Genomic DNA, 22,907 nt, shown 5'->3' on the forward strand with positions numbered 1-22,907 from the left:
CCGCGGCGCACCGCCTCCGTGTGGATCTCGGGCGGAAGCGGCCGCGCCGGCTGCTCGAGGAGCCTGCGTACGGTCGCCTCGCGGTCGTTCCCGCTCATGCCGCTCTCCGGCCGGCCGGGCTCACGGCGTCGCCTTCGTGGCCGTCGCCGCCGGGGCCGGGCCCCGCGAGCGGTGCAGCAGGGCCGAGGTCGCCCGGTGGCAGATCGCCCGTACGCGCTCCGGGGACAGACCGAGCAGGGCGGCCGTCTGCTCCTCGGCGACACCTTCGTGAAGCCGGAGCACCAGGATCAGCCGTTCCTGCGGGGTGAGCGGGGCCAGGGGGCTCGCGGGGTGCGGCCGGGCGCGGCCGAGTGCGCCGTGCAGGTGCCAGGCGCCGCGCGCGAAGCGGATGGCCAGCTGCCGGCGGGTGCGGTCGTACGGATCCTCGCCGTGCAGCCGGTCCCAGCACGCGTACGTGTGCGCCAGCGACAGCGTCAGCAGGCGCCGTGCGCGGGGGTTGTCGTCGGGGGACTCGGCGGTGAGCAGCGTGGCGGCGTGCAGCAGCCGCCCGGCCGCGCCCGCGACGAACGCCTCGAACTCCCGGGCGCGACGGGCTGCCCGGGACGCATGCCGCTCCAGCACCGCACCTCCCGCCCGACGGCGACCCTGAGGACGCGGGCCCCGGCCACGCGCGACGGGGCCCGGTCTCATATCAGGCCAGGGGCGGCCCCGAGGTCAAGAGCCGCGCACGGCTCGGCCGGTGACACGTACGGGCAGCAGGTGCCGCGCACGGCTCGGCCGGTGCCATGTACGTCTCGGCGGATGCCACGTGCGGCTCGGCCGGTGAGACGTACGGGCGTGGACCCGGTCGTCCCCGTGCGGGCCGGGCCGTCGTGCCCACACCGTCGGGGAGCCGGGCCGCAGGGCGCTCAGGACGCCGACTGTGCCTCCGGCCCCGGCACCCCCTGCGCCGCCATCCGGGAGGACAGCGCGGTGTTGAACCGCGTGAGGAGGTCGCAGAACGCCTCGCGCTCGTCGGGCTCCCAGTCGTGCGTCAGCTCGGCCATCAACTGGCGCCGGGAGGAGCGCACTTCCTCCAGCCGGGCCTGCCCGCGCGGGGACAGCTGCAGCACCACCGCGCGCCCGTCCTCAGGGTGGGAGGTGCGTTTGACCAGGCCGGTGTCGACGAGCGGAGCCACCTGCCGGGTGACGGTCGACGAGTCGATCCCCATGCTCGCGGCGAGTGCCTTGACGCCCATCGGCCCTTCCTTGTCGAGGCGGTTGAGCAGCAGGTAGGCGGCGCGGTCCATGGAGTTGCGCACCTGCCCGACGCCGCCGAGCCGGGTCTGTTCGGCACGGCGGGCGAACAGCGCCACCTCGTGCTGCAGCGTGTCGAGAAGACCGGTGTCACCGACGGTCGTCATGTCCATCGACATTTCAGGTGTTGTGGGCATGGCCGGGGGCTCACTTCGTGGAGGGCTGGCAGATTGGGGGACAGGGTACGCGGCCGGAAGGCAGGCCGTACCGGCGCTGCGCAAAGCGGGTCTCGGAGGTTGGTCACAACGGTCGTTCCCGCCTGTGAACTGCGATGCTGGGGTCATGAGCTACAGCACGGCTGACTCCTTTCGGCCCGTCACCCTCGACGACGTGCGCGGCGCGCAGAAGATGCTCTCGGGTGTGGCGCGGGTGACCGCGATGGAGGGCAGCAGGCACCTGTCCCAGATGGTCGGTGCGCCGGTGCACCTCAAGTGCGAGAACCTCCAGCGGACGGGCTCGTTCAAGCTGCGCGGCGCGTACGTCCGGATCGCCGGTCTGCTTCCGGAGGAGCGTGCCGCGGGGGTCGTCGCCGCGAGCGCCGGCAACCACGCGCAGGGCGTCGCCCTCGCGTCCTCCCTGCTGGGGGTGCGCTCCACGGTGTTCATGCCGAAGGGCGCCCCGCTGCCCAAGGTGAGCGCCACCCGGGACTACGGGGCGGAGGTGCGGCTGCACGGCCAGGTGGTCGACGAGACGCTGGCCGCCGCGCAGGAGTACGCGGCCGAGACGGGCGCGGTGTTCATCCACCCCTTCGACCACCCCGACATCATCGCGGGCCAGGGCACGGTCGGCCTGGAGATCCTGGAGCAGTGCCCCGAGGCGCGCACGGTCCTCGTCGGCATCGGCGGGGGCGGGCTGGCCGCCGGGATCGCGGTGGCGGTGAAGGCGCTGCGCCCGGAGGTGCGGGTGGTGGGCGTGCAGGCGGCGGGTGCGGCGGCCTATCCGCCCTCGCTGGCGGCGGGCCGGCCGGTGTCGGTGGAGAATCCGGCGACGATGGCCGACGGCATCAAGGTCGGGCGGCCGGGCGACGTGCCGTTCAGGATCGTCGGCGAGCTGGTCGACGAGGTGCGCACGGTCAGCGAGGACGAGCTGTCCGCCGCGCTGCTGCTGTGCCTGGAGCGGGCCAAGCTGGTCGTGGAGCCGGCCGGGGCGAGCCCGGTCGCGGCGCTGCTGAGCGACCCCGGCGCCTTCGAGGGCCCGGTCGTCGCGGTGCTGTCCGGCGGCAACGTCGATCCGGTGCTGATGGAGCGGGTGCTGCGGCACGGCATGGCCGCGCAGGGCCGCTACCTGGCGGTCCGGCTGCGGCTGACGGACCGGCCCGGTGCCCTTGCCACTCTTCTGGGTGTGTTGTCAGTGGTCGACGCTAACGTCCTCGATGTGAGCCACGTGCGAACCGATCCACGGCTCGGGCTCACGGAGGCGGAGGTCGAGCTGCACCTGGAGACGAAGGGCCCGGCGCACTGCGTCGAGGTGGGTCAGGCGCTGCGCGAGGCGGGCTACACGGTCATCGGCTGACCGCGTTCCGGAGCCGGTCGAAGATCCATTCGTCTCACGGAGAGCAACGCGGAAAAACTCGTTGTGAGACGCGATACATCGCGTTATGGTGTGTCGGTGAGAAGCTTCACCGGACATCCGTCCGGTCATCCCCGAAGACGTGGAGACTCATATGCCAGGCGCCATCTACGCCGAAGGTCTGGTCAAGACCTTCGGTGATGTAAAGGCCTTGGACGGCGTCGACCTCGACGTACCCGAGGGCACGGTCCTCGGCCTGCTCGGGCCGAACGGCGCGGGCAAGACCACCACCGTCCGCTGCCTGACCACCCTGCTGCGGCCCGACAGCGGACGAGCGGTCGTCGCGGGCATCGACGTGCTCAAACAGCCCGACGCGGTCCGCCGCTCCATCGGCCTGTCCGGCCAGTTCGCGGCCGTCGACGAATACCTGACCGGCCGGGAGAACCTCCAGATGGTTGGCCAGCTGTACCAGATGCGCGCCAAGGCGGCGAAGGAGCGCGCGGCCGAACTGCTCGAGCAGTTCCACCTCGCGGACGCCGCCGACCGCCCCACCAAGACCTACTCGGGAGGCATGCGCCGCCGCCTCGACCTCGCGGCCGCCCTGGTCGTCTCGCCGCCCGTGATGTTCATGGACGAGCCGACGACCGGCCTCGACCCCCGCAACCGCCAGCAGCTGTGGGAGGTCATCAAGCAACTGGTCTCCGGCGGCACCACCCTGCTGCTCACCACGCAGTACCTGGAGGAGGCCGACCACCTGGCACACGACATCGCGGTGGTCGACCACGGCAAGGTCATCGCCCAGGGCACCTCCGACCAGCTCAAGGCCCGCACCGGCGGCGAGCGCGTCGAGGTCGTGGTGCACGAGCGCGAGCACATCCAGGCCGCCGCCGAGGTCCTCGCCGGCTTCGGCAAGGGCGAGACCACCGTCGAGGAACACATGCGCAAGCTCACCGCGCCCGTGACCGGCGGCGCCAAGCTCCTCGCCGAGGTCATCCGCGAACTGGACACCCGCGGCATCGAGATCGACGACATCGGCCTGCGCCGGCCGACCCTCGACGACGTCTTCCTGTCCCTGACGGGACACGTGGCCGAGACCAAGGACCAGGAGAACGACAAGGAGGCCGCCCAGTGAGCGCCGTCACCGACACCGTGCGGGTCGCGCCGGCCGCGAACCCGGTCAGCCAGTCGATCCGGGACTCGATGGTCGTCGCCAAGCGGAACCTGATTCGCATGTCCCGGATTCCCGAGATGATCATCTACGGGCTGATCCAGCCGATCATGTTCGTGGTGCTGTTCACCTACGTCTTCGGCGGCTCCATGCAGATCGGCGACAGCACCAGCGCCGCCGACTACAAGAACTTCCTGATGGCGGGCATCTTCGCGCAGACCGTCACGTTCGCCACCGCCAGCTCCGGCGCAGGCATCGCCGACGACATGCACAAGGGCCTCATCGACCGCTTCCGCTCCCTGCCCATGGCACGCGGCGCGGTGCTCACCGGCCGTACCCTCGCCGACTCCGTGCAGACGGCCCTCACCCTGGTCGTCCTCGCCGTCGTCGCCCTGCTGGTCGGCTGGCGCGTCGGGTCGGACGGCAGCACCAACGCCGCCAAGGTCCTCGCGGCCTTCGGCCTGCTGCTCCTGCTCGGCTACGCGTTCACGTGGATCGGCGCCCTGATCGGCATGTCCGTCCGGACCCCCGAGGCGGCCACGTCCAGCGGCCTGATCTGGCTCTTCCCGGTCACCTTCATCTCGAACGCGTTCGTGGACACCAGCCACATGACCCCGTGGCTGCGCCACATCGCGGAGTGGAACCCCTTCAGCGCCACGGTCCAGGCCTGTCGTGTGCTGTTCGCCAGCCCGGGCCAGTCCCCGTCGGACGCGTGGCCCATGCAGCACCCCGTGTGGGCCTCGCTGATCTACTCGATCCTGATCCTGGTGATCTTCCGGACCCTGGCGGTGCGCAAGTACCGCTCGGCGACGGCATGACGATGCCCCCGGTGCCGCAGCGGCGCCGGGGGCACTTCAGGGATCGGGTGGCCGGTCAGCCCTCGTACGGCTCGGCCTTGAGGATCTTCACAAGGGCCTTCTTGCCGTTCGGCAGCTCGTACTCCGCGTCCTCGCCGACCTTGTGGCCGATCACGCCGGTGCCCAGCGGGGACTGCGGCGAGTACGTCTCGATGTCGGAGCTCGCGTACTCGCGGGACGCGAGCAGGAACGTCAGCGTGTCGTCCTCGTCACCGTCGAACGCGATCGTGACGACCATGCCGGGCGCCACCGCACCGTCCGCCGCGGGCGCTTCGCCGACCTTGGCGTTCTCGAGGAGCTGGGTGAGCTGGCGCACACGGAGCTCCTGCTTGCCCTGCTCCTCCTTGGCCGCGTGGTACCCGCCGTTCTCACGCAGGTCGCCCTCCTCGCGCGCCGCGGCGATCTTCGCGGAGATCTCCGCCCGCGCGGGACCAGTAAGGTACTCAAGCTCAGCCCTGAGCTTGTTGTACGCCTCCTGGGTCAGCCAGGTGACGTTCTCGCTGGTCTGGGTCACAGGTGCTCCTCGTAGGTACTGGGAATACAAAGCATCGCCCTACCCAGAAGAATGTTCCTTCACGGAAGGGCGAAACCACGAGCCTAACAATTCAGGGGCCGCAGGGGGAGGACATAAGCGACCAGAATCACGTCAATGCAGGTCAGGCTCTACGTATTCCAGGTGACGCCGGACCGTCGTCAGCCGGTGTGGCAGCCCAGCAGCTCGGCCGTGGTCCCCGGGGAGGTTGTACGGAGCGTGACGACCTTGTCGATGCGGGTCCCGTCCCCGTCGAAGCGGAAGTCGGCCCTGCCCACCTCGGCCCCGTTCTCGGCCTGCGAGCGCACGGTGCAGTAGCCCTCGGCACCGGCGTCCTTGCGGACCTCCAGATGCACCTGCACGGACTTCTTGCCCGGCTCGAAGCTGATCACCTCGGCGCTGATCTCGTTCTTGGCGACGTAGTGGTAGCCGAACCAGCCGACGAGCCCCAGCAGGGCCACCGCGAGGACGGCGCCCACGACCTTGAGCGTGCGGTCGGCGCGCTCGTCCGAGGAACGGCCGTAACGGCCCTCGGGCAGTCGCGTGCTCGCCGAACTCATGATCGTCCTCCTGGCAGGGCCGGGACGAAGGTCCCGGAAGGGGCTCCAGGACCGGGCCCCGGAATTATTCGCCCCCCGATTCGGTCACTATAGAAGCCGCTGATTGCGCCGACGCACACAGGGCGCCGACTTACTGAGGATTGAGTCTTGACTGACCAGTTGCGACTGATGGCCGTTCACGCCCACCCCGACGACGAGTCGAGCAAGGGCGCTGCGACCATGGCGAAGTACGTGTCCGAGGGGGTGGACGTGCTGGTCGTGACCTGCACGGGCGGGGAACGCGGCTCCATCCTCAATCCGAAGCTTCAGGGCGACGCGTACATCGAGGAGCACATCCACGAGGTGCGCAAGAAGGAGATGGACGAGGCCCGGGAGATCCTGGGCGTCAAGCAGGAGTGGCTCGGCTTCGTCGACTCGGGCCTGCCCGAGGGCGACCCGCTGCCGCCGCTGCCGGAGGGCTGCTTCGCCCTGGAGGACGTCGACCACGCGGCCGGTGAGCTGGTGCGCAAGATCCGCGCCTTCCGGCCGCAGGTGATCACCACCTACGACGAGAACGGCGGCTACCCGCACCCCGACCACATCATGACCCACAAGATCTCCATGGTGGCGTTCGAGTCGGCCGCGGACACCGAGAAGTACCCGGAGGCCGAGTACGGCCCCGCCTACCAGCCGCAGAAGCTCTACTACAACCAGGGCTTCAACCGCCCGCGCACCGAGGCCCTGCACCAGGCGATGCTCGACCGCGGCCTGGAGTCGCCCTACGGGGACTGGCTCAAGCGCTGGGAGGAGTTCGGCATGAAGCAGCGCACCCTCACCACGCACATCCCGTGCGCCGAGTTCTACGAGATCCGCGACAAGGCGCTGATCGCCCACGCCACGCAGATCGACCCGGACGGCGGCTGGTTCAAGGTGCCCATGGAGATCCAGAAGGAGGTCTGGCCGACGGAGGAGTACGAGCTGGCGAAGGCCCTCGTCGATACCTCCCTCCCCGAGGACGACCTCTTTGCGGGCATCCGCGACAATGCCTGACATGAGCGCAAGCGCAAGCCTGGCAATGACGCACCTCGTCTCCTTCGCCAAGGAGGTCGACGAGGACAAGGTCACCCCCGGCGTCCTCGGCTTCATCGTCTTCGCGGCGATGGCCCTGGCGGTGTGGGCCCTGATGAAGTCCATGAGCCGGCACATGAACCGGGTCGACTTCCCCCAGGCCCCGGACCCGGAGTCCGAGCAGCCGGAGCAGTCGGCGGCGGAGCCGTCCCGGACGGAAGCGGAGGCCGCGGAAGCGGAGCCTTCCGGCCAGGGCGGCAAGAAGCAGGGCTGACGCCCCCACCCGGGGACGCCACCCGTCGGCGACCGGCGAGGACCGCCGCCGACGGGCAGCCCGGCGTCTCCCGGTGTGCTTCAACGGGCGCGCTGATCGGGTGCCACGCGCGCCCCAGGCTCTGCGCCCCGAGGCCTGCAAGAGCTACGCCTTACGATCCACCGGCACCCCCATCACCTCCCGCGCATGCCGGTTCGGCACCATGCCGAGGCGCCAGGCCTGCCAGCCCGCCTCCAGGGTGACGCCCCGCTCCAGCAGCAGCCCGTACGCGTCGAGGTAGTCGTCCAGCTTGCCGTCGCGCAGGCCGTGGCTCGCGCGGGACAACTGCGCCAGTTCCTCCTGCGCCACCGCCGTACCCACCTCCATGCCGCCCGGTGCCGCGTAGGGGAGGAGCGTGCAGCGCAGGAAGCGGGCCCAGTCCTCGCCCCGGCGGTCGCCGTAGGACGCGAAGAGCTCCACCGCCTCGTCGCACAGGGCCAGCGCCTGCTGGACGCGGGCGTTGCCCGCGTCCACGACCGCCAGCTCCAGACACGTCCAGGCCTCGCCGTGGGCGACGCCGATGCGCTGGAAGTCGGCCCGCGCGTCGACGAGCAGCTGGCGGGCGAAGCCCGAGTTGCGCAGCGAGCCCGTCTGGGCCGCCCGCTGGTCCCGGGTGACGCGGGCCGAGTGGTGGCGTGCGCAGGCCAGCCCGTAGACGTCCCGCATACGGGAGAACATCGTGCGGGCCCGTTCCAGCTCGCGGACCGCCTGGTCGAGGTCGCCCGTCTCCTCCAGGGCCTGGCCCAGGTAGTACAGCGTCCAGGCCTCGCCGCGCGCGTCCTCGTTGTCGCGGTGGCGCGCAGCAGCCCCGCGCAGCTCCTCCACGGCCGGGGACGCGTCACCCGCGACCAGCAACGCCCGGGCCAGCTGGGTCAGCGCCCAGGCCTCACCGCGGGCGTCACGGGTCCGCCCGTACAGGCCCAGGGCCGCCCGCAGCTCGGCCTCGGCGCGCGGGACATCGCCCATGCGCAGCCCGAGCTGACCGAGCTGGAAGTGCGCCCACGCCTGGCCGTGCACGGACTCGCCCGCGCGGTGCAGGACCAGGGACTCGGTCAGCAGGTCCAGGGCCTCTCCCACCCGGGCACGGTCCCGCTCGACGGCCGCCAGGGCGTGCATCGTCCAGGCGCGGTCCGTCGCCAGCTCGGGGGAAGCCTGCAGGGCCAGGGCCTCGCGGAGCTTCTCCGACGCCTCCGTCAGATTGCCCTGGTGGTGCAGGGTGATGCCGAGGGAGCACAGCGCGCGGGCCGCACCGGCGTCATGATGGGCCTCGCGGTAGAGGTCCACGACCGACGCGAGGGTGGTGCGGGCCTTGTCCAGCTCGCCCAGCTGCCGTGCCGCGATGCCCGTGCGCCACTGCACCGAGCGGACCAGCAGGCCCTCGTCCACCGCCTGGGCCAGCTCGCTGATCTCACCCAGCCGGTACAGGTCGCCCCGCAGCAGGCAGTAGTCGCACAACGCGCCCAGCAGGTTCAGCACCGCCGCCTGGTCCACACCCTCGGCATGCCGCAGCGCCGCCGTGATGAAGCTCGACTCGTCGTCCAGCCAGCGCAGCGCCTCGTCGAGGGAGGTGAAACCGTACGGGCTGAAGCGGTTGGTGCGGGTCGACATGTTGCCGTCGACCATCCGCAGCACCGAGTCGGCCAGCTCGGCGTAGTTCACGATCAGCCGCTCCTGCGCCGCCGTGCGCTCGGCCGGCTCCTCCTCGTCGAGGAGACGGGCCTGGGCGAAGGAGCGGACCAGGTCGTGCAGCCGGTAGCGGTCGCCCCGGACGTGGTCGATCAGGCCGGCCCGGGTCAGCACCTGCAGATGGCGCTTGGCCTCCGCCTCGTCCGTGGCCAGCAGCGCGGCGGCCGCCGCGGCACCCAGCGAGGCCCGCCCGGCCAGGGCCAGCCGGCGCAGCAATCGCCGGACGGTCTCCGACTGGTCGGTGTAGCGCAGCCACAGGGCGCGTTCGACCGGCTCGACCGGCCCGTAGGCGTCGAGGTCCGTGGCCAGCGCGCGGGGGGAGCGGGGGCCGAGACACGAGCCCGCGATGCGCAGCGCCAGCGGCAGCCCGCCGCACAGCTCCCGCACCCGGTCCGCGGACTCCGCGTCGTACGGCCCGGAACGGTCCTGCGCCGCCGCGCCCAGCAACTCCTCCGCACCCGCCGCGTCCAGCGGCTCCACCGCCAGCCGGTGCACCCGTGCGGGCAGGCTCTCCAGCTCCAGCGGACCCCGCGCGGTCACCAGCACCAGGCTGTCGGACCGCTCCGGGATCAGCGCGCGGATCTGCTCCGCGTCCGAGGCGTCGTCGAGGACGACGGTCACCGGCAGGCCCGTCAGATGCTGGTGGTACAGCTCGCTCAGCCGCTTGACCTGCTGGTCCGGTGAGGAGCGCTCACGGAACAGCAACTGCTCACGGGGCGCGCCGAGCCGGTTCAGCAGGTGCAGCAGGGCGTCACGGGTGGACAGCGGGGCCCCGGCCGGCCCCTCGGCGCGCAGGTCGACGACGCAGGCGCCGCGGAAGTAGTCCTTCAGATCGTGCGTGGCGTGCACCGCGAGCGTCGTACGGCCGCTGCCGGGCGTACCGTGCAGCACCACCACGGTCGGCTGCGTCTCCGTGCTCGCGCGGGCCGCCTGCACCCACTGCCGGATCTGCGCCAGCTCGTTCCGCCGTCCCGCGAACGGCTCCGCCGGTTCCGGGAGCTGCCCGAAGGACTGCTCCAGCACGTTGCGCCCGCGCGCTGCCGCGCTCTTGTCCGCGCCCCGCAGCCGGGGGCCGCCCGTCTTCTTCGGACCGGTCGAGGCCGCGAGCACCCGCTGGTGGTCCAGGTACGGCCGGATGCCCCGCACCTCCAGCGCCGTCAGCCACTGCAGCCGCAACTGCTCCGGTCCGCCCGGCTGACCCACGGCCCCGGCGCGGCGGTGCGCGGCCGGCAGATGTGACCCGACCACCTTCACCACCGTCGCAGCGGCCCCCACGAGACCCACCGTCACACCGGCCCCGAGAGCGGTCCCGGTCCCCGTGCCCAGCGCCATGTCCGCGACGACGGCCGCGACTGCCGCGACCCCGGCCACCAGCAGCGGTGTCCCGGCGCCCTCCCGGGCGTAGCGCTGCCCGAAGGTCAGCTGACCGGCCGCCGCCTCGTCCAGGGCGCGCGTGTAGGCCTCGTACTCCTCGGACGCGCTCCGCGCCATCACGTCGAGCGCCCCGCGCGCCCGCGCGAGCAGCACTTTCCCGTCGGTGCGGCCGCCCGAGCGCCGCACTTCCTCCTCCACGGCCCGCCCCAACAGCCGCTCGGCCTCCGCCCGATGAGCGTCCCGCATGTCACGTCCCCCTCCGGCGGCAACTCCTGCGGCTACGAGTGTCCTTGGTGGGAGGCGCGAGCGCGAGGGGGCGACGATCAACGTTTGCGGTCCGGTGAACTACGAGCCGCCCCTCGCGCGAGGGGGCGCGTTCCGTGGCCGGGTGGCCGTCGTGAGGCAGGATGGAAGCATGCCGAACCGACTGGCTCATGAAACGTCCCCGTACCTGCTGCAGCACGCCGACAACCCCGTCGACTGGTGGCCCTGGTCGGAAGAGGCGTGTCGGGACTGGCGCTACCGCTCCGTACGACGCAGGAACTGCCAGCCCAGTACGGCCAGGGCGAGCGTCTGCACGAGAGAAGCGAGCATGAGAAGGGGCTGAACGACGGGAGAGCACCAGAATGCGGTCGTGCAGACCATGGGCAGGACCAGGTACGTGAACAGGTCCACCGCTGTCTGCAGCCGCTTGCGCAGAGTGCGGCCCGAAACGTTGCGGTGGTAGACCTCCCAGCCGAACACTGCGCCGTCGGCGGAGGCCAGTTGCCCCAGGCGCGGTCCTAGCCGGTCGCGGACGTAGCAGCCGATCGCCGAGATCTTCTCGTCGTTGACCAGGTAGGTCCAGCCCAGGATCAGGCAGATCGCGGGGACGGAGAGCAACAGCCGGGACTGTCCGCTCTGGGCGGTGATCGCCACGACCGCAGTGGCTGCGGCGAGCGTGAAGTAGAGCAGGTTGTCGCGAAACCCTATACGGGTCTTCTGTTCCTCCTTGAGCCGGTCGTACTCGGCCAGCAGGATCTTGCCCTCGGTGACGTCGTCCGTGCGGGTCACAGGCACTCCTATGCTCGAGTCAAGGATCAGCCGACGATCTGGAAGGGCGCCAGACTGTCGGGGCCGTGCCGTTCGAGCCAGTTCTTCCCGTCCGCCGCTATCCCTTCCAGGAGGCGGAAGGTGTGGGTGGTGCCGGCCGCGCTGAGGTTGATCTCGGAGATTTCCTGCGAATTCTCGGTCGGTGCCAGTTGATGGGCGTCGGCATCCTTGACGCGCATCTTCCTTGCCGGTCCGTTGGTGAGGATGAGCTCCAGGTCGTAGCCGATGTCGTTCTCCGTCACCTGCACGGAGGTCAGTGCGTCGAACCGGTAGTTGCTCCGCTGCTCATTCCTGCGCGTCGCGTCGGAGAAATTGAACTCCGCACTGATCTCGCGGATACCGTCCTGGGTGAACAGGAACAGGCGGAAGATGTAGTGCGAGTACCGCCATGGGCCGCCTCGGACCCGGCCTCGTTTATACGAAGGAGCCGGGGCTACCAGGATGGTGTGGGTGATCAGGTCGCGCCAGGTGAGCCGGTGGTGCCGGAGTGCCTCATCGACGAACGTCGACTTGTCGCAAGCGAGCCAGGTCTCCATCTCCAGTTCGCTGGGGCGCGTGGCGTCCAGGAACGACTGCCAGCGCTGGTAGGCGATCTGCCGTGCGGTCAACTTGTCTGTGTACTCCTGAGCCTCCCGGTCCAGCCGGTGCTCTTCACGCCGTACCTCCAGCCATCGGTAAGCGGTCGCGTGCCCGGACCAGGCCGCGCCGAGCACGGCCAGGAACGCCCATAATGCTTGTGGTTGGGCGCCCCCGGAGGCTGCCGTGCCGAACGCGGACAGAGCCGCCGCACCGAGAACCGCGAGGGCCGCAATGGTCAGAGCCTTCGTCCTGCCCGGAGTTGGGTCCTGGCGGTGCTGATCGGACAAGGTGCCGTTGTTGTAGCGATCTCGGGCGTTCTCGGCGAGGTACCGGATCAGCCAGTCGACCCGCTCCACACCAATTCGGCTCTCCCGATAGAGGTCCGCGATCTCGGCGGCGAGACTGCTGCGGATCTGCGCCGTGTGGGCGAGCCAGGCGTCCGAGGTGAACCCGTGCGGCCTGCGCACACTGAAGTAGTGATCGAATGAATGGCGGACGCGCTTGGTGAACCCGTCCTCGGCGGAGGCGGGGTCGCGCGGGTGCGGGACGCGGGCCCCGGCCCCGAGACCCGGCTTGGGCCTCCGGCCCCACCACCGAACGCCGAAGCGGGCCGCAGTCAGGCCCGCGCCGAGTGCCACCGGTAACTCGACGATCGCCCGGGCCGGATCCGCGATCAGTGCCAGGACCCAAAGGAGCGCACTGCTGACAACGAACAGGGCAGCCCGGACAGGGAGGGCCGCCTTGGCTGCGTCAGCAGTGCTCGGGCGCGGCGCAAGGGCCCGCGGCGCGATCGGGGTGGGTGCGAAGTAGGCCCAGACCCGTCGGCCCCGGTCATTGCCGAAGCGTTCTGCATGGGCCCGTTCGAGGGTCTCCGCCCACAGGTCGTCCTTCAGCCCTCCGGTGAGCATGAGGTCGAGGTGGCGGAGGATCGCGTCGTGCTGGCGGGGCGGCAGGCCCTGCAGCTGCTTCAGCACAGGGCCGGTTTCGCTGCCGGTGGTGCTGAGTACCGCCAACAGGTCGAAAGTGACGCGCAGGGCTTCCTTCCACTCGTCCTCGGGGTAGGTCTGTACGAGGCTGGAGGTGTAGCGCAGCCGCTGGACCTCTTCGGTGCTCAGGTCGTGGTGGGTGCGTGCGCTGAGCATGGCGAGCACCCAATGGAATCGAACCTCCGCGCTGTCGTGGCCGCGGGCGATCGCATCAGTGATCATTTCTCGGGCTCGGCTGGGGACGCCGTCCTCCAGGAGCTGCACGCCGACCCGGTACCTCTCCTGTGGCGAGGCGTCCGGGTGGACGATGTAGATGTTGGAGTCGTGTACGGTCTCGGCCTGGATCCCAATGGTGGAGTTGTACGCGGCCGAGCTGTATGTGGCACCGTCGTTGTGGCTCATGCCAGGTCACCAGCCGCGGCAACCAGGGGAGCCAACGCGGCCACTAGTGCGGGGCACTCCGCGACCAGTCCACGTAGCCTCTTGAGCGTCATGACCGTCCGTTTCGACGATTCAGGGGTGCGCTCCACGGCCGACCGGAGGGCGAGGTCCAGATCGGTCAGGGCCTCCCGGTAGCTGTCCTCGTCGAGGGCGCCTTCGGTGCGGTGCCACCCCAGCTGATCGCGGAAGCTGTTCAGTTCCTTGATCAGGTCCGTCGGGCCGGATGCCTTCGGGGCCGCATTCATGTGGACACTGCTGCCCGTGACTGAGCTGGCCATGATGCCGACGGTGCTGTTGTGGACGGTGTTGCTGACGTTCCGGTCAAACCGGCCGGCCGAAGGGGCCCTGCCATCCTGGGGCACCGCGGCCTCCTCCTGCTCGCGCATCAGTTCCACTGCCAACCGGACGGCGAACGCGGCCGCGTTCGCCGCGGCCCGCGGCTGCCAGCGGCGGTCCTCCGAGCTGCTCTTCGTGCCGTCCGCCCGGTCGCTGATCCCCCGGACGATGGCCACCGGCGCTCCGCTGAGATGGCCGGCCTGGGCCACACCGGCCGCCTCCATCTCGATGGCGAGTGCGTCGTTGTAGTGCTGTCGGATCCATTTCGCCTCGGCCGAGAGCCGCGAGTTCTGGACGATCTCGCCTGCGGCGATCGCTCCGAAGCGCACCTGCGGTCCATCCTCGTGACCGGGTGTGGGGTCGGCCCAGTCGCCCAGACGGGCCAGGTGCGAGGCGACCTGACTGATGCCGTGCGGCGCTTCCCACGCTCGGGGGCGGGCTTTGAGTCCGTCGTCCTCGCTGGTCCCGCCGTGGTAGGCGTACACGTGTGACGCCATCACCACGTCACCCAGCCTGGTGGCGTCCCACAGGGCGCCGGCGACGCCGACGAAGACTACGGCCAATGGCGAGAACTCCTGGATCGCGCGCTCTGCGATCACCGCGGCGGAATGGTTCCCCTTGTTTGTCAGGCCGAGCGCTACGCGGCACGATGTGCCGTGTACGGTGCCCACTTCGAACCGGGTACCGCGCTCATGGCGATGCACCTGAAGATCTGCCAGTCTCTGGCGCACGGACTGATATTCAAGATTGAGGGCGGTGAGAATCACCACCGGGCCTTTGGACATCTACTCCTCTTCCCCTCTCGTGTTCTCTTCCGTCGCAGCTGGCGCGGGTCGGATCAGCGGTGGGAACAGCACGGTGTTCGGACCGGCCCGGTACAGCCGTGCGGGCCGTCCTCCCGTGGTCCTGCGGTCCGTGCCGGCGGGGACGATGAATCCCTTCGCGGCTTGGACCTTTCGATAGAAATTGCGGGTGTCGAGCGGGGTGCCCCAGACGGCTTCGTACACCTGCTGAAGCTCCGCGATGGTGAAGCTCTCCCCGCAGAACGCAGTCGCCAGCGCCGAGAATTCGATCTTGGTGCGCGCGCGTTCGATCGCGTCCGCGGCGATTCGACGGTGATCGAAGGCGAGGGCAACCTCGCCGGACAGGACGGCTTCTGCGGGAGTCCAGGCGGCGTCGGTGGCATCCGTCCCCGCGACAGGGTCGGGCAGCCCCGGTGCGATCGCCAGGTGAGCTACGGAGACGACTCGGCCCCGCGGATCGCGACCCGAGCTTCCGTACACGGCCAGCTGCTCAAGGTGCACCGAGCCGGAGGTCAGGGCCGTTTCCTCCCGTAGTTCGCGGTGGGCGGCGTCCAGGATCTCCTCGCCGTCGTGGCTGAGGAATCCTCCGGGTAGCGCGAGCATGCCCCGGAAGGGGTCCTCGCCCCGCTCCACCAAGAGGACATGCAGACGACTCTCGCGCAGCGTCAGGATCACGAGATCGACCGTCAGTAGGACAGCAGGCGGTGACCATGCCTCATCTTGCATGTACAGCAGGGTAGTTCAGTTACTGTCACATGTACAAGAAGGGGATTGTGGAGGGTCGACCCACCGCTCGATGCCGGGGTTATGGTGCGCCCGCATGGTCGCTGGTGGTCGAACGTGTCAAATTGCACCCGCCCGCGACGGCGCGCGACTGGCGGTGCTGGTGGAATCAATGGCAGAGCGGGGCAGCCGTAGGGCGTTCGCGTCAATGAACCGCGACCAGATGCTGAACTTGGCACGGTTGCGTAAGGAGCTGCCCCGTGGGTGAAATCTTCCGTCGGGGGGACTCAGATGTCGACAGAGGGCGGGCCCTCTTCGTCCTTACGTGTCCCCAAGGTCGACCGTGATGGAGAAGGGTGCGGTGGCCCTCACCGTGCCGGTGTACATCTCCCCGTCCCTGTAAGCCTTGGTGGCGGGGTCGAGGATGTAGGTGTAGACGATCGGGACTCCGGTGGCAGCCTGTTCGACCCGCCAGTAGAAGGGGATGCCGGCCTTGGCGTACTGGTCCACCTTCACGATCCGGTCGGTGGTTTCCGAACCGGGCGACACGACCTCGATGACCAGCAGCACGTGCTCGGGGCGGGTGGGTGTGAGGTCGATGGTCTCTGCCCGGTAGACGATGACGTCAGGGCGGCGGTTGGTGAGCGGAACGTCCTGCAGGCGGACGTCGAAGTCCGTGTCAGCGTTCCAGTCCGGGCCTGCAGCTGCGTCCAGGGCATTGGCCAGGAGTCGCGCCAGCCGGTTGTGCCGCTTGGAGGCGCTCGGGCTCACGACGACCATCCCGTCAACGATCTCGATGTCGGCGCACTGCTCCTCGGACCAGGAGTCGTACTGCTCCGCGCTGATCTGCGCATGCATCCACGCGGGCGCCACCATCTCGGCGCTCATGGTGTACCTCCTTCGAGGAGACTCGGCAGGTCCGGCGCTGCTGTGCCCAGCCTACTGTTCCGTGGGTCGGGCAGCCCGGTTCGAAGGAGGCATGAGCCTGCCGCCACGAGATGGCCCACAAGTACAAGTCGGCTGAGCCAAGCGATCCCGTGGAGGCTTCGTAGGTCGCGCCAGACGTTGTGAGAGGCTGGGTCTCATGAACCGGCTGGCTGGTGTGACCTCGCCTTATCTGCTTCAGCACGCTGACAATCCGGTCGACTGGTGGCCGTGGGGACCCGAGGCGTTCGAGGAAGCGCAACGGCGCGATGTACCCGTGCTGCTGTCGGTCGGATACTCTGCGTGCCACTGGTGCCACGTCATGGCGCACGAGTCCTTCGAGGACCAGGAGACCGCCGAGTACCTCAACGCGCACTACGTGAGCGTGAAGGTCGACCGCGAAGAGCGCCCCGACGTCGACGCTGTCTACATGGAGGCCGTGCAGGCGGCGACCGGGCAGGGCGGCTGGCCCATGACCGTCTTCCTCACCCCGGACGCCCAGCCGTTCTACTTCGGTACGTACTTCCCGCCCGCTCCCCGCCAGGGCATGCCCTCGTTCCGGCAGGTGCTCCAGGGGGTGCACCAGGCGTGGGACGAGCGGCGGGACGAGGTGACCGAGGTCGCGGGGAAGATCGTCCGGGATCTGGCCGGGCGGGAGATCTCGTACGGGGACGCGCGGACCCCTGGTGAGGAGGAGCTCGCGCAGGCGCTGCTCGGGCTGACCCGGGAGTACGACCCGCAGCGCGGCGGTTTCGGCGGGGCGCCGAAGTTCCCGCCGTCCATGGTGCTGGAGTTCCTGCTGAGGCACCATGCGCGGACCGGCGCCGAGGGCGCGCTCCAGATGGCGAGCGACACCTGCGAGCGCATGGCCCGGGGCGGGATGTACGACCAGCTCGGGGGCGGCTTCGCCCGCTACTCCGTCGACCGCGACTGGGTCGTGCCGCACTTCGAGAAGATGCTGTACGACAACGCCCTGCTGTGCCGGGTGTACGCCCACCTGTGGCGCTCCACCGGATCGGAGCTCGCGCGGCGCGTCGCGCTGGAGACCGCCGACTTCATGGTGCGGGAACTGCGCACGAACGAGGGCGGGTTCGCCTCCGCGCTGGACGCCGACAGCGACGACGGCACGGGCAAGCACGTCGAGGGCGCGTACTACGTGTGGACGCCCGAGCAGTTGCGGGAGGCCCTCGGCGAGCAGGACGCCGAGCTCGCGGCCCAGCACTTCGGGGTGACCGAGGAGGGCACGTTCGAGGAGGGCGCGTCCGTCCTGCAACTGCCCGTGCGGGAGGGTGTCTCCGACGCGGAGAAGGTCGCCTCGATCTCGGAGCGGCTGCTCGCGAAGCGGGCCGAGCGGCCCGCGCCCGGCCGCGACGACAAGGTCGTCGCCGCCTGGAACGGCCTCGCGATCGCCGCGCTCGCCGAGACCGGCGCCTACTTCGACCGGCCCGACCTGGTCGAGGCCGCCGTCGCCGCGGCCGACCTCCTGGTGCGGCTGCACCTGGACGAGCAGGCCCGGCTCACCCGGACCAGCAAGGACGGTCACGCCGGTGCCAACGCCGGTGTCCTGGAGGACTACGCGGATGTGGCGGAGGGCTTCCTCGCGCTCGCGTCCGTCACCGGGGAGGGCGTCTGGCTGGAGTTCGCCGGGTTCCTCCTCGATCACGTCGTGGTCCGTTTCACCGACCCCGAGTCGGGTGCGCTGTACGACACCGCGGCCGACGCCGAGCGGCTGATCCGCCGTCCGCAGGATCCGACCGACAACGCGGCACCGTCAGGATGGACCGCGGCGGCGAACGCCCTGCTGAGCTACGCCGCGCACACGGGATCCGAGCCTCACCGCACCGCCGCCGAGAGGGCGTTGGGCGTCGTGAAGGCGCTGGGACCGCGGGTCCCGCGCTTCATCGGCTGGGGGCTGGCCGCGGCGGAGGCGGTGCTGGACGGGCCCCGCGAGGTCGCGATCGTGGGTCCGGCCCTCGACGACGAGGGCACGAGGACCCTGCACCGCACGGCACTTCTGGGCACCGCGCCCGGTGCGGTGGTGGCGGTGGGGGTGCCGGGGAGCGAGGAGTTTCCCCTGCTCGCGGACCGTCCGCTGGTCGGTGGTGAACCGGCCGCGTACGTCTGCCGTAACTTCACCTGTGACGCCCCGACGACCGAGCCTGACCGGCTCAGTACCGTCTTGAGTGGCTGAAGTCACGTATCAACGGAAACATGGTCTTTATCTGAACAGCCCCCAGGTTTCACAGTTCCCCCCTAATCTCTGCACAGTGACGTGGCGGACGAGGCCGCACCGGCCCACCGTCACGACCGGGGGTTCTGGGATCTGGGGGGATCTGCTTGCTGACGTCTGTCTTCATCGCTGCTGTTTCGCTTGCCCTGTTCTGGATGGCGGCGTTCACCCTGTGGTGGCAGATGCACGCCTGGCGTACGCCGGAAGTGCTCGCCTCCACCCGGTTCAGCGCTCCGGACGGGGACGAGCACGTCTCCTTCTCGCTGCTGCTGCCCGCGCGGCACGAACAGGCGGTGCTGGACCACACGATCCAGCGGCTGCTGGAGTCGAGCCACACCGACTTCGAGATCATCGTGATCGTCGGGCACGACGACCCGGAGACCACCGCGGTGGCCGAGACGGCCGCCGCGCGTGACCCACGGGTCCGGGTCGTCGTCGACACACACGAGAAGAAGAACAAGCCGAAGGCCATGAACACGGCGCTGCCGCACTGCCGCGGCGACGTCGTCGGGGTCTTCGACGCGGAGGACCAGGTCCACCCCGAGCTCCTCGCCCACGTCGACCACGCCTTCCTCACCACCGGCGCGGACGTCGTGCAGGGCGGGGTGCAGCTGATCAACTTCCACTCCAGCTGGTACAGCCTGCGCAACTGCCTGGAGTACTTCTTCTGGTTCCGCTCGCGGCTCCATCTGCACGCGCAGAAAGGTTTCATTCCGCTCGGCGGAAACACCGTCTTCGTCCGCACGGACGTCCTCAGAGAAGCCGGCGGCTGGGATCCGAACTGCCTCGCCGAGGACTGCGACCTCGGAGTGCGTCTGTCCAGCGTCGGCAAGAAGGTCGTCGTCGCGTACGACTCCGACATGGTGACCCGGGAGGAGACCCCCGGCTCGCTGATGTCCCTGCTGAAGCAGCGCACCCGCTGGAACCAGGGGTTCCTCCAGGTGTACCGGAAGAAGGACTGGAGGCAACTGCCCACCCTCGGGCAGCGGCTGCTCGCCCGCTACACCCTGATGACCCCGTTCATGCAGGCCTTCACCGGCCTGATCATCCCGCTCAACGTGGCGATCGCCCTCTTCCTGGACGTGCCTGTCGGCATCGCCTTCATCACCTTCCTGCCGGCCGTCACCGCCCTGGTCACCTTCGTCTTCGAGATCGTCGGACTGCACGACTTCGGCAAGCAGTACGGGCTGCGCGTCCGCTTCGCGCACTACCTGAAGCTGATCCTGGGCGGCCCCTTCTACCAGGTCCTGCTCGCCGGTGCGGCCGTGCGGGCCGTGTGGCGTGAGCAACGCGGCCGCAACGACTGGGAGTTGACGACCCACGTCGGCGCGCACCTCGACGAGACGGCCGTCACCCGGCAGGACGCGACCCGAGAGGACGTTCCCGCGTGACCTCCACCCTTCCCGCGGCGACCACTCCGAAGGTCCCCGCGCAGCGCCGGCCTGCGCCCCGCACCGGTACGCACCGCAGACCGGAGCCGCCGAGCCGGCTGCGCTCCTCCCGGCCCGACCTGATCCTGTGCGGCGTCCTCCTCGTGGCGATCCTCGTCGTGCAGGGAGGACGGTGCCGGTGCCGGGCCGCTGCCCCGCGAGGACGGCTACGGCCGCCGGGCCCGGCCCCCGACTCAGCGCGTCAGCACACCCACCAGCGAACCCGCCCCCGCGGCACAGGCCAGGACCGCGCAGGCACCGGCCGCGTGGCGTCGGAGCAGGGCGCGCCGGAGGTCGGCGTAGCGGCTCTCGTACTCCTGCCGCAGCTCGTCGGCTCGTCGCACGGTGCCGAGCATCAGCTGCCGGGTGACGTCGAGACGCCGGCGGACGTAGTGGCCGGTGACTTCCTCGGCCTCGGTGGTGGTCAGCCACGGCATCCGTGCGCAGAGCTCCAGGGCCTCGCGCTGTGCCTGGTCGCGATGGGCGTGGGCGAGCAGATAGCCCTCGGTCTCGTCGGCCAGGACGCTGCGCGGCTCGCCCCCTGGCGCCTGGTGTCGGCCGCGTCTCACTGCCGCTCGCCCTTGTGCCCCTCGACGTCGACCACATCGCGCTGCCCGGTGTTCTCCGCCTCGTCCAGGCTCGCCACGTCCGGGTGGCGCAGGTCGAAGGCCGGAGACTCGGAGCGGATCTTGGGAAGGGTGAGGAAGTTGTGGCGGGGCGGCGGGCAGGACGTGGCCCATTCCAGCGAGCGGCCGTAGCCCCAGGGGTCGTCGACCTCGACCTTCTCGCCCTTCTGGGCGGTTCGCCACACGTTGTACAGGAAGGGCAGGGTGGACAGGCCGAGCAGGAACGCGCCGATCGAGGAGACGGTGTTGAGCGCGGTGAACCCGTCGGCGGCCAGATAGTCGGCGTAGCGGCGGGGCATGCCCTCGGCGCCGAGCCAGTGCTGCACCAGGAACGTGGTGTGGAAGCCCACGAACAGCGTCCAGAAGTGGATCTTCTCCAGGCGCGTGTCGAGCATCGTGCCGGTCATCTTCGGCCACCAGAAGCTGAATCCGCCGAACATCGCGAACACGATCGTTCCGAACAGCACGTAGTGGAAGTGGGCGATCACGAAGTAGCTGTCGGTGACGTGCCAGTCGAGCGGCGGGGAGCCCAGGATGACGCCGGTCAGACCGCCGAAGAGGAAGGTGACCAGGAAGCCGAGCGCCCAGAGCATGGGTGGTTCGAACGACAGCGAGCCCCGCCACATCGTGCCGATCCAGTTGAAGAACTTCACCCCCGTCGGAACGGCGATCAGATACGTCATGAAGGAGAAGAACGGCAGCAGCACCGCGCCGGTGGCGAACATGTGGTGCGCCCACACCGTCACCGACAGCCCGGCGATGGAGACGGTCGCGCCGATCAGACCGGTGTATCCGAAGATCGGCTTACGCGCGAAGACGGGGATGATCTCGGTGATCACGCCGAAGAACGGCAGCGCCAGGATGTACACCTCGGGATGGCCGAAGAACCAGAACAGGTGCTGCCACAGCACCGCGCCTCCGTTCTCCGCGTTGAACACCTGCGCGCCGAAGCGCCGGTCCGCCTCCAGCGCCAGCAGCGCGGCGGCCAGGACCGGGAAGGCCAGCAACACCAGCACCGAGGTGAGCAGCACGTTCCAGGTGAAGATCGACATGCGGAACATCGTCATGCCCGGCGCCCGCATGCAGATGATGGTGGTGATGAAGTTGACCGAGCCGAGGATGGTGCCGAACCCCGACAGCGCAAGGCCCATGATCCACAGATCCCCGCCGATATAGGGGGTGCGCTCGCCACCGCTGAGCGGGGTGTACGCGGTCCAGCCGAAGTCGGCTGCCCCTTGCGGGGTGAGGAAGCTGCCGAGCACGATCAGGCCGCCGAAGAGGAACAGCCAGTACGAGAGCATGTTCAGCCGTGGGAACGCCACATCGGGTGAGCCGATCTGCAGCGGCATGACGGCGTTGGCGAAGCCGGCGAAGGTGGGCGTCGCGAACAGCAGCAGCATGATCGTGCCGTGCATGGTGAACGCCTGGTTGTACTGCTCGTTGGAGACGATCTGCAGCCCCGGCCGGGCCAGCTCCGCCCGGATGACCATCGCCAGCGCACCCGCGACCAGGAAGAACCCGAACGACGTGATCAGGTACAGGTGCCCGATCTTCTTGTGGTCGGTGGTCGTCAGCCAGGAAACGATCACCTTCCCCCTGCCGCGGTGCCCCACCGCGGGTACGGGTGAAACCGGTTCAGTGTGTGTCGCCATCAGTTCCTCGATCGGCAGCATTGGGGCGGACGGTCATCCGCCCCGGAGGAACCTATTCGGTACGGTTCGTCACCCGTGTCTTCCATAGGGTGTCCCTGAGCCGAATGGCGCAACGATCCATACGACCGAGCGGTGGACGCAACGCCGTTCGCACACGAAAAGGCGCGCCGGGCGGCGCCCAGGCCCCCTTTCCTGTGTCAGCGTTTTCTGTGTCTGTGTCGTGTTTTGTTCCGGCCGGAGCGCGGCACTCGGTCATCCACGAGCGTGCCCCCCTGAGAGGTGACCTTCGCTGCGTGAGGTGCGTCTGACGCGCGCCGGAATCCGGCCCGGCCGCCGGGCGGAACAGAGGGTGGTCGATGACGACGATCGGCGTGGAAGAGGAGTACCTGCTGCTCGACCCGGTGACGGGCCTGCCGGTACCTCAGGCGGACAAAGTGCGCGCCGCGGCGGGCGTGGGTCATCTGGTGACCGACCAGGAGGTGCAGTACGAGCTGCTCCAGGCGCAGGTCGAGGTGGCCACGCCGGTCTGTGACACCCTGGAGGAGGTCGGAGGCCATCTCCTGCGTCTGCGGCACGCCGTCGGCGTGGCCGCCGAGGAGCACGGTTGCCGGATCGGCGTGTGCGGAACCCCGCCGCTGCGGCACGGCCGCCCCATCGCCGTCACCGACCAGGCCCGCTACCGGGCCATGGTCACCCAGGCCCCCCAGCTGGTGGCGGAGCAACTGGTCAACGGCACGCACGTA

20 protein-coding genes and 2 pseudogenes are annotated in these 22,907 nt (G+C 69.7%); 10 read left to right on the forward strand and 12 right to left on the reverse strand.

Annotated elements, in window-relative coordinates; genetic code table 11:
• Positions 1–120: 120 nt before the first annotated feature.
• Together ABT116_RS24050 and ABT116_RS24055 are read right to left on the reverse strand one after the other, a co-directional pair.
• The gene (locus ABT116_RS24050) at positions 121–621 is read right to left on the reverse strand and encodes a sigma factor-like helix-turn-helix DNA-binding protein (protein WP_351637359.1); all 501 of its coding nucleotides are present in this window, start codon (positions 619–621) and stop codon (positions 121–123) included.
• Positions 622–908: 287 nt separating this feature from the next.
• Positions 909–1,415, reverse strand: coding sequence for a MarR family winged helix-turn-helix transcriptional regulator (locus tag ABT116_RS24055; RefSeq protein WP_351637398.1), 507 nt, complete (start codon positions 1,413–1,415; stop codon positions 909–911).
• A gap of 163 nt (positions 1,416–1,578) precedes the next feature.
• Here ABT116_RS24055 and ilvA point away from each other — a divergent pair, with 163 nt between their 5' ends.
• The 3 genes from ilvA (at position 1,579) to ABT116_RS24070 (ending at position 4,791) form a co-directional block, all read left to right on the forward strand.
• Positions 1,579–2,808, forward strand: coding sequence for a threonine ammonia-lyase (gene ilvA, locus ABT116_RS24060; RefSeq protein WP_351637361.1), 1,230 nt, complete (start codon positions 1,579–1,581; stop codon positions 2,806–2,808).
• Between the two features lie 151 nt (positions 2,809–2,959).
• Entirely contained in the window at positions 2,960–3,937 is a 978-nt protein-coding gene (locus tag ABT116_RS24065; RefSeq protein WP_351637363.1) for an ATP-binding cassette domain-containing protein, read from the forward strand.
• Positions 3,934–4,791: an ABC transporter permease gene (locus ABT116_RS24070; protein WP_351637365.1), complete on the forward strand. Its 858-nt coding sequence runs from the start codon at positions 3,934–3,936 to the stop codon at positions 4,789–4,791. Before ABT116_RS24065 ends, ABT116_RS24070 begins: the two co-directional genes overlap by 4 nt.
• 55 nt (positions 4,792–4,846) lie before the next feature.
• Here ABT116_RS24070 and greA read toward each other — a convergent pair whose 3' ends face one another.
• A complete protein-coding gene (greA, locus tag ABT116_RS24075; protein ID WP_351637368.1) occupies positions 4,847–5,344 on the reverse strand; it encodes a transcription elongation factor GreA in 498 nt (165 codons plus the stop codon).
• 179 nt (positions 5,345–5,523) lie between these two features.
• A complete protein-coding gene (locus ABT116_RS24080) occupies positions 5,524–5,922 on the reverse strand; it encodes a DUF4307 domain-containing protein (RefSeq protein ID WP_351637370.1) in 399 nt (132 codons plus the stop codon).
• Between the two features lie 147 nt (positions 5,923–6,069).
• Here ABT116_RS24080 and mca point away from each other — a divergent pair, with 147 nt between their 5' ends.
• Together mca and ABT116_RS24090 are read left to right on the forward strand one after the other, a co-directional pair.
• Positions 6,070–6,951 (forward strand): mycothiol conjugate amidase Mca, encoded by an 882-nt coding sequence (mca, locus tag ABT116_RS24085; protein ID WP_033311300.1) that lies wholly within the window; start codon positions 6,070–6,072, stop codon positions 6,949–6,951.
• Positions 6,944–7,243, forward strand: a complete 300-nt coding sequence (locus ABT116_RS24090) for a hypothetical protein (protein WP_351637373.1) — start codon at positions 6,944–6,946, stop codon at positions 7,241–7,243. Before mca ends, ABT116_RS24090 begins: the two co-directional genes overlap by 8 nt.
• Before the next feature lie 144 nt (positions 7,244–7,387).
• Here the strand turns inward: ABT116_RS24090 and ABT116_RS24095 are convergent, their stop codons facing one another.
• Positions 7,388–10,588: a tetratricopeptide repeat protein gene (locus ABT116_RS24095; RefSeq protein ID WP_351637375.1), complete on the reverse strand. Its 3,201-nt coding sequence runs from the start codon at positions 10,586–10,588 to the stop codon at positions 7,388–7,390.
• A 169-nt stretch (positions 10,589–10,757) separates the two neighbouring features.
• Between ABT116_RS24095 and ABT116_RS24100 the strand changes: the two are divergent.
• A pseudogene (locus tag ABT116_RS24100) lies at positions 10,758–10,874 on the forward strand (DUF255 domain-containing protein); the annotation flags it as partial.
• Here ABT116_RS24100 and ABT116_RS24105 read toward each other — a convergent pair.
• From ABT116_RS24105 to ABT116_RS24125, 5 genes are all read right to left on the reverse strand, one after another.
• Complete coding sequence (locus ABT116_RS24105; RefSeq protein ID WP_351637377.1) at positions 10,862–11,395, reverse strand: hypothetical protein; 534 nt, start codon at positions 11,393–11,395, stop codon at positions 10,862–10,864. The pseudogene ABT116_RS24100 and the gene ABT116_RS24105 overlap by 13 nt on opposite strands.
• A 26-nt stretch (positions 11,396–11,421) precedes the next feature.
• Positions 11,422–13,401: a hypothetical protein gene (locus ABT116_RS24110; RefSeq protein ID WP_351637379.1), complete on the reverse strand. Its 1,980-nt coding sequence runs from the start codon at positions 13,399–13,401 to the stop codon at positions 11,422–11,424.
• Complete coding sequence (locus ABT116_RS24115) at positions 13,398–14,561, reverse strand: 5'-methylthioadenosine/S-adenosylhomocysteine nucleosidase family protein (protein WP_351637381.1); 1,164 nt, start codon at positions 14,559–14,561, stop codon at positions 13,398–13,400. Before ABT116_RS24115 ends, ABT116_RS24110 begins: the two co-directional genes overlap by 4 nt.
• The gene (locus ABT116_RS24120; protein ID WP_351637383.1) at positions 14,562–15,305 is read right to left on the reverse strand and encodes an NUDIX hydrolase; all 744 of its coding nucleotides are present in this window, start codon (positions 15,303–15,305) and stop codon (positions 14,562–14,564) included.
• Between the two features lie 318 nt (positions 15,306–15,623).
• Entirely contained in the window at positions 15,624–16,190 is a 567-nt protein-coding gene (locus ABT116_RS24125; protein ID WP_351637385.1) for a Uma2 family endonuclease, read from the reverse strand.
• 196 nt (positions 16,191–16,386) lie between these two features.
• Between ABT116_RS24125 and ABT116_RS24130 the strand changes: the two genes are divergently transcribed.
• The 3 genes and pseudogenes from ABT116_RS24130 to ABT116_RS24140 all read left to right on the forward strand — a co-directional run.
• Positions 16,387–18,417, forward strand: coding sequence for a thioredoxin domain-containing protein (locus ABT116_RS24130; RefSeq protein ID WP_351637387.1), 2,031 nt, complete (start codon positions 16,387–16,389; stop codon positions 18,415–18,417).
• A gap of 146 nt (positions 18,418–18,563) precedes the next feature.
• Positions 18,564–19,847, forward strand: a complete 1,284-nt coding sequence (locus ABT116_RS24135) for a glycosyltransferase (RefSeq protein WP_351637389.1) — start codon at positions 18,564–18,566, stop codon at positions 19,845–19,847.
• Positions 19,844–20,014, forward strand: a pseudogene (locus tag ABT116_RS24140) (glycosyltransferase); the annotation flags it as partial. The gene ABT116_RS24135 and the pseudogene ABT116_RS24140, both read left to right, overlap by 4 nt.
• 66 nt (positions 20,015–20,080) lie before the next feature.
• Here ABT116_RS24140 and ABT116_RS24145 read toward each other — a convergent pair.
• On the reverse strand, positions 20,081–20,455 hold the full coding sequence (locus ABT116_RS24145) for a hypothetical protein (protein ID WP_351637391.1): 375 nt from the start codon (positions 20,453–20,455) through the stop codon (positions 20,081–20,083).
• Complete coding sequence (ctaD, locus tag ABT116_RS24150; RefSeq protein ID WP_351637393.1) at positions 20,452–22,164, reverse strand: aa3-type cytochrome oxidase subunit I; 1,713 nt, start codon at positions 22,162–22,164, stop codon at positions 20,452–20,454. Before ctaD ends, ABT116_RS24145 begins: the two co-directional genes overlap by 4 nt.
• Before the next feature lie 356 nt (positions 22,165–22,520).
• Between ctaD and ABT116_RS24155 the strand changes: the two genes are divergently transcribed.
• On the forward strand, positions 22,521–22,907 hold a 387-nt coding region (locus ABT116_RS24155; protein ID WP_351637396.1), incomplete at its 3' end, for a carboxylate-amine ligase.

It is taken from the genome of Streptomyces sp. NPDC002130 (assembly GCF_040296465.1).
Classification (GTDB): domain Bacteria; phylum Actinomycetota; class Actinomycetes; order Streptomycetales; family Streptomycetaceae; genus Streptomyces.

What these genes read in the sequence shown, in the direction of transcription:
- ABT116_RS24055 (WP_351637398.1), bottom strand. Translation starts at nt 1,415, where the DNA reads ATGTCGATGGACATGACGACCGTCGGTGACACCGGTCTTCTCGACACG.
- ilvA (WP_351637361.1), top strand. Translation starts at nt 1,579, where the DNA reads ATGAGCTACAGCACGGCTGACTCCTTTCGGCCCGTCACCCTCGACGAC.
- ABT116_RS24065 (WP_351637363.1), top strand. Translation starts at nt 2,960, where the DNA reads ATGCCAGGCGCCATCTACGCCGAAGGTCTGGTCAAGACCTTCGGTGAT.
- ABT116_RS24080 (WP_351637370.1), bottom strand. Translation starts at nt 5,922, where the DNA reads ATGAGTTCGGCGAGCACGCGACTGCCCGAGGGCCGTTACGGCCGTTCC.
- ABT116_RS24090 (WP_351637373.1), top strand. Translation starts at nt 6,944, where the DNA reads ATGCCTGACATGAGCGCAAGCGCAAGCCTGGCAATGACGCACCTCGTC.
- ABT116_RS24095 (WP_351637375.1), bottom strand. Translation starts at nt 10,588, where the DNA reads ATGCGGGACGCTCATCGGGCGGAGGCCGAGCGGCTGTTGGGGCGGGCC.
- ABT116_RS24110 (WP_351637379.1), bottom strand. Translation starts at nt 13,401, where the DNA reads ATGAGCCACAACGACGGTGCCACATACAGCTCGGCCGCGTACAACTCC.
- ABT116_RS24115 (WP_351637381.1), bottom strand. Translation starts at nt 14,561, where the DNA reads ATGTCCAAAGGCCCGGTGGTGATTCTCACCGCCCTCAATCTTGAATAT.
- ABT116_RS24120 (WP_351637383.1), bottom strand. Translation starts at nt 15,305, where the DNA reads ATGCAAGATGAGGCATGGTCACCGCCTGCTGTCCTACTGACGGTCGAT.
- ABT116_RS24125 (WP_351637385.1), bottom strand. Translation starts at nt 16,190, where the DNA reads ATGAGCGCCGAGATGGTGGCGCCCGCGTGGATGCATGCGCAGATCAGC.
- ABT116_RS24130 (WP_351637387.1), top strand. Translation starts at nt 16,387, where the DNA reads ATGAACCGGCTGGCTGGTGTGACCTCGCCTTATCTGCTTCAGCACGCT.
- ctaD (WP_351637393.1), bottom strand. Translation starts at nt 22,164, where the DNA reads ATGGCGACACACACTGAACCGGTTTCACCCGTACCCGCGGTGGGGCAC.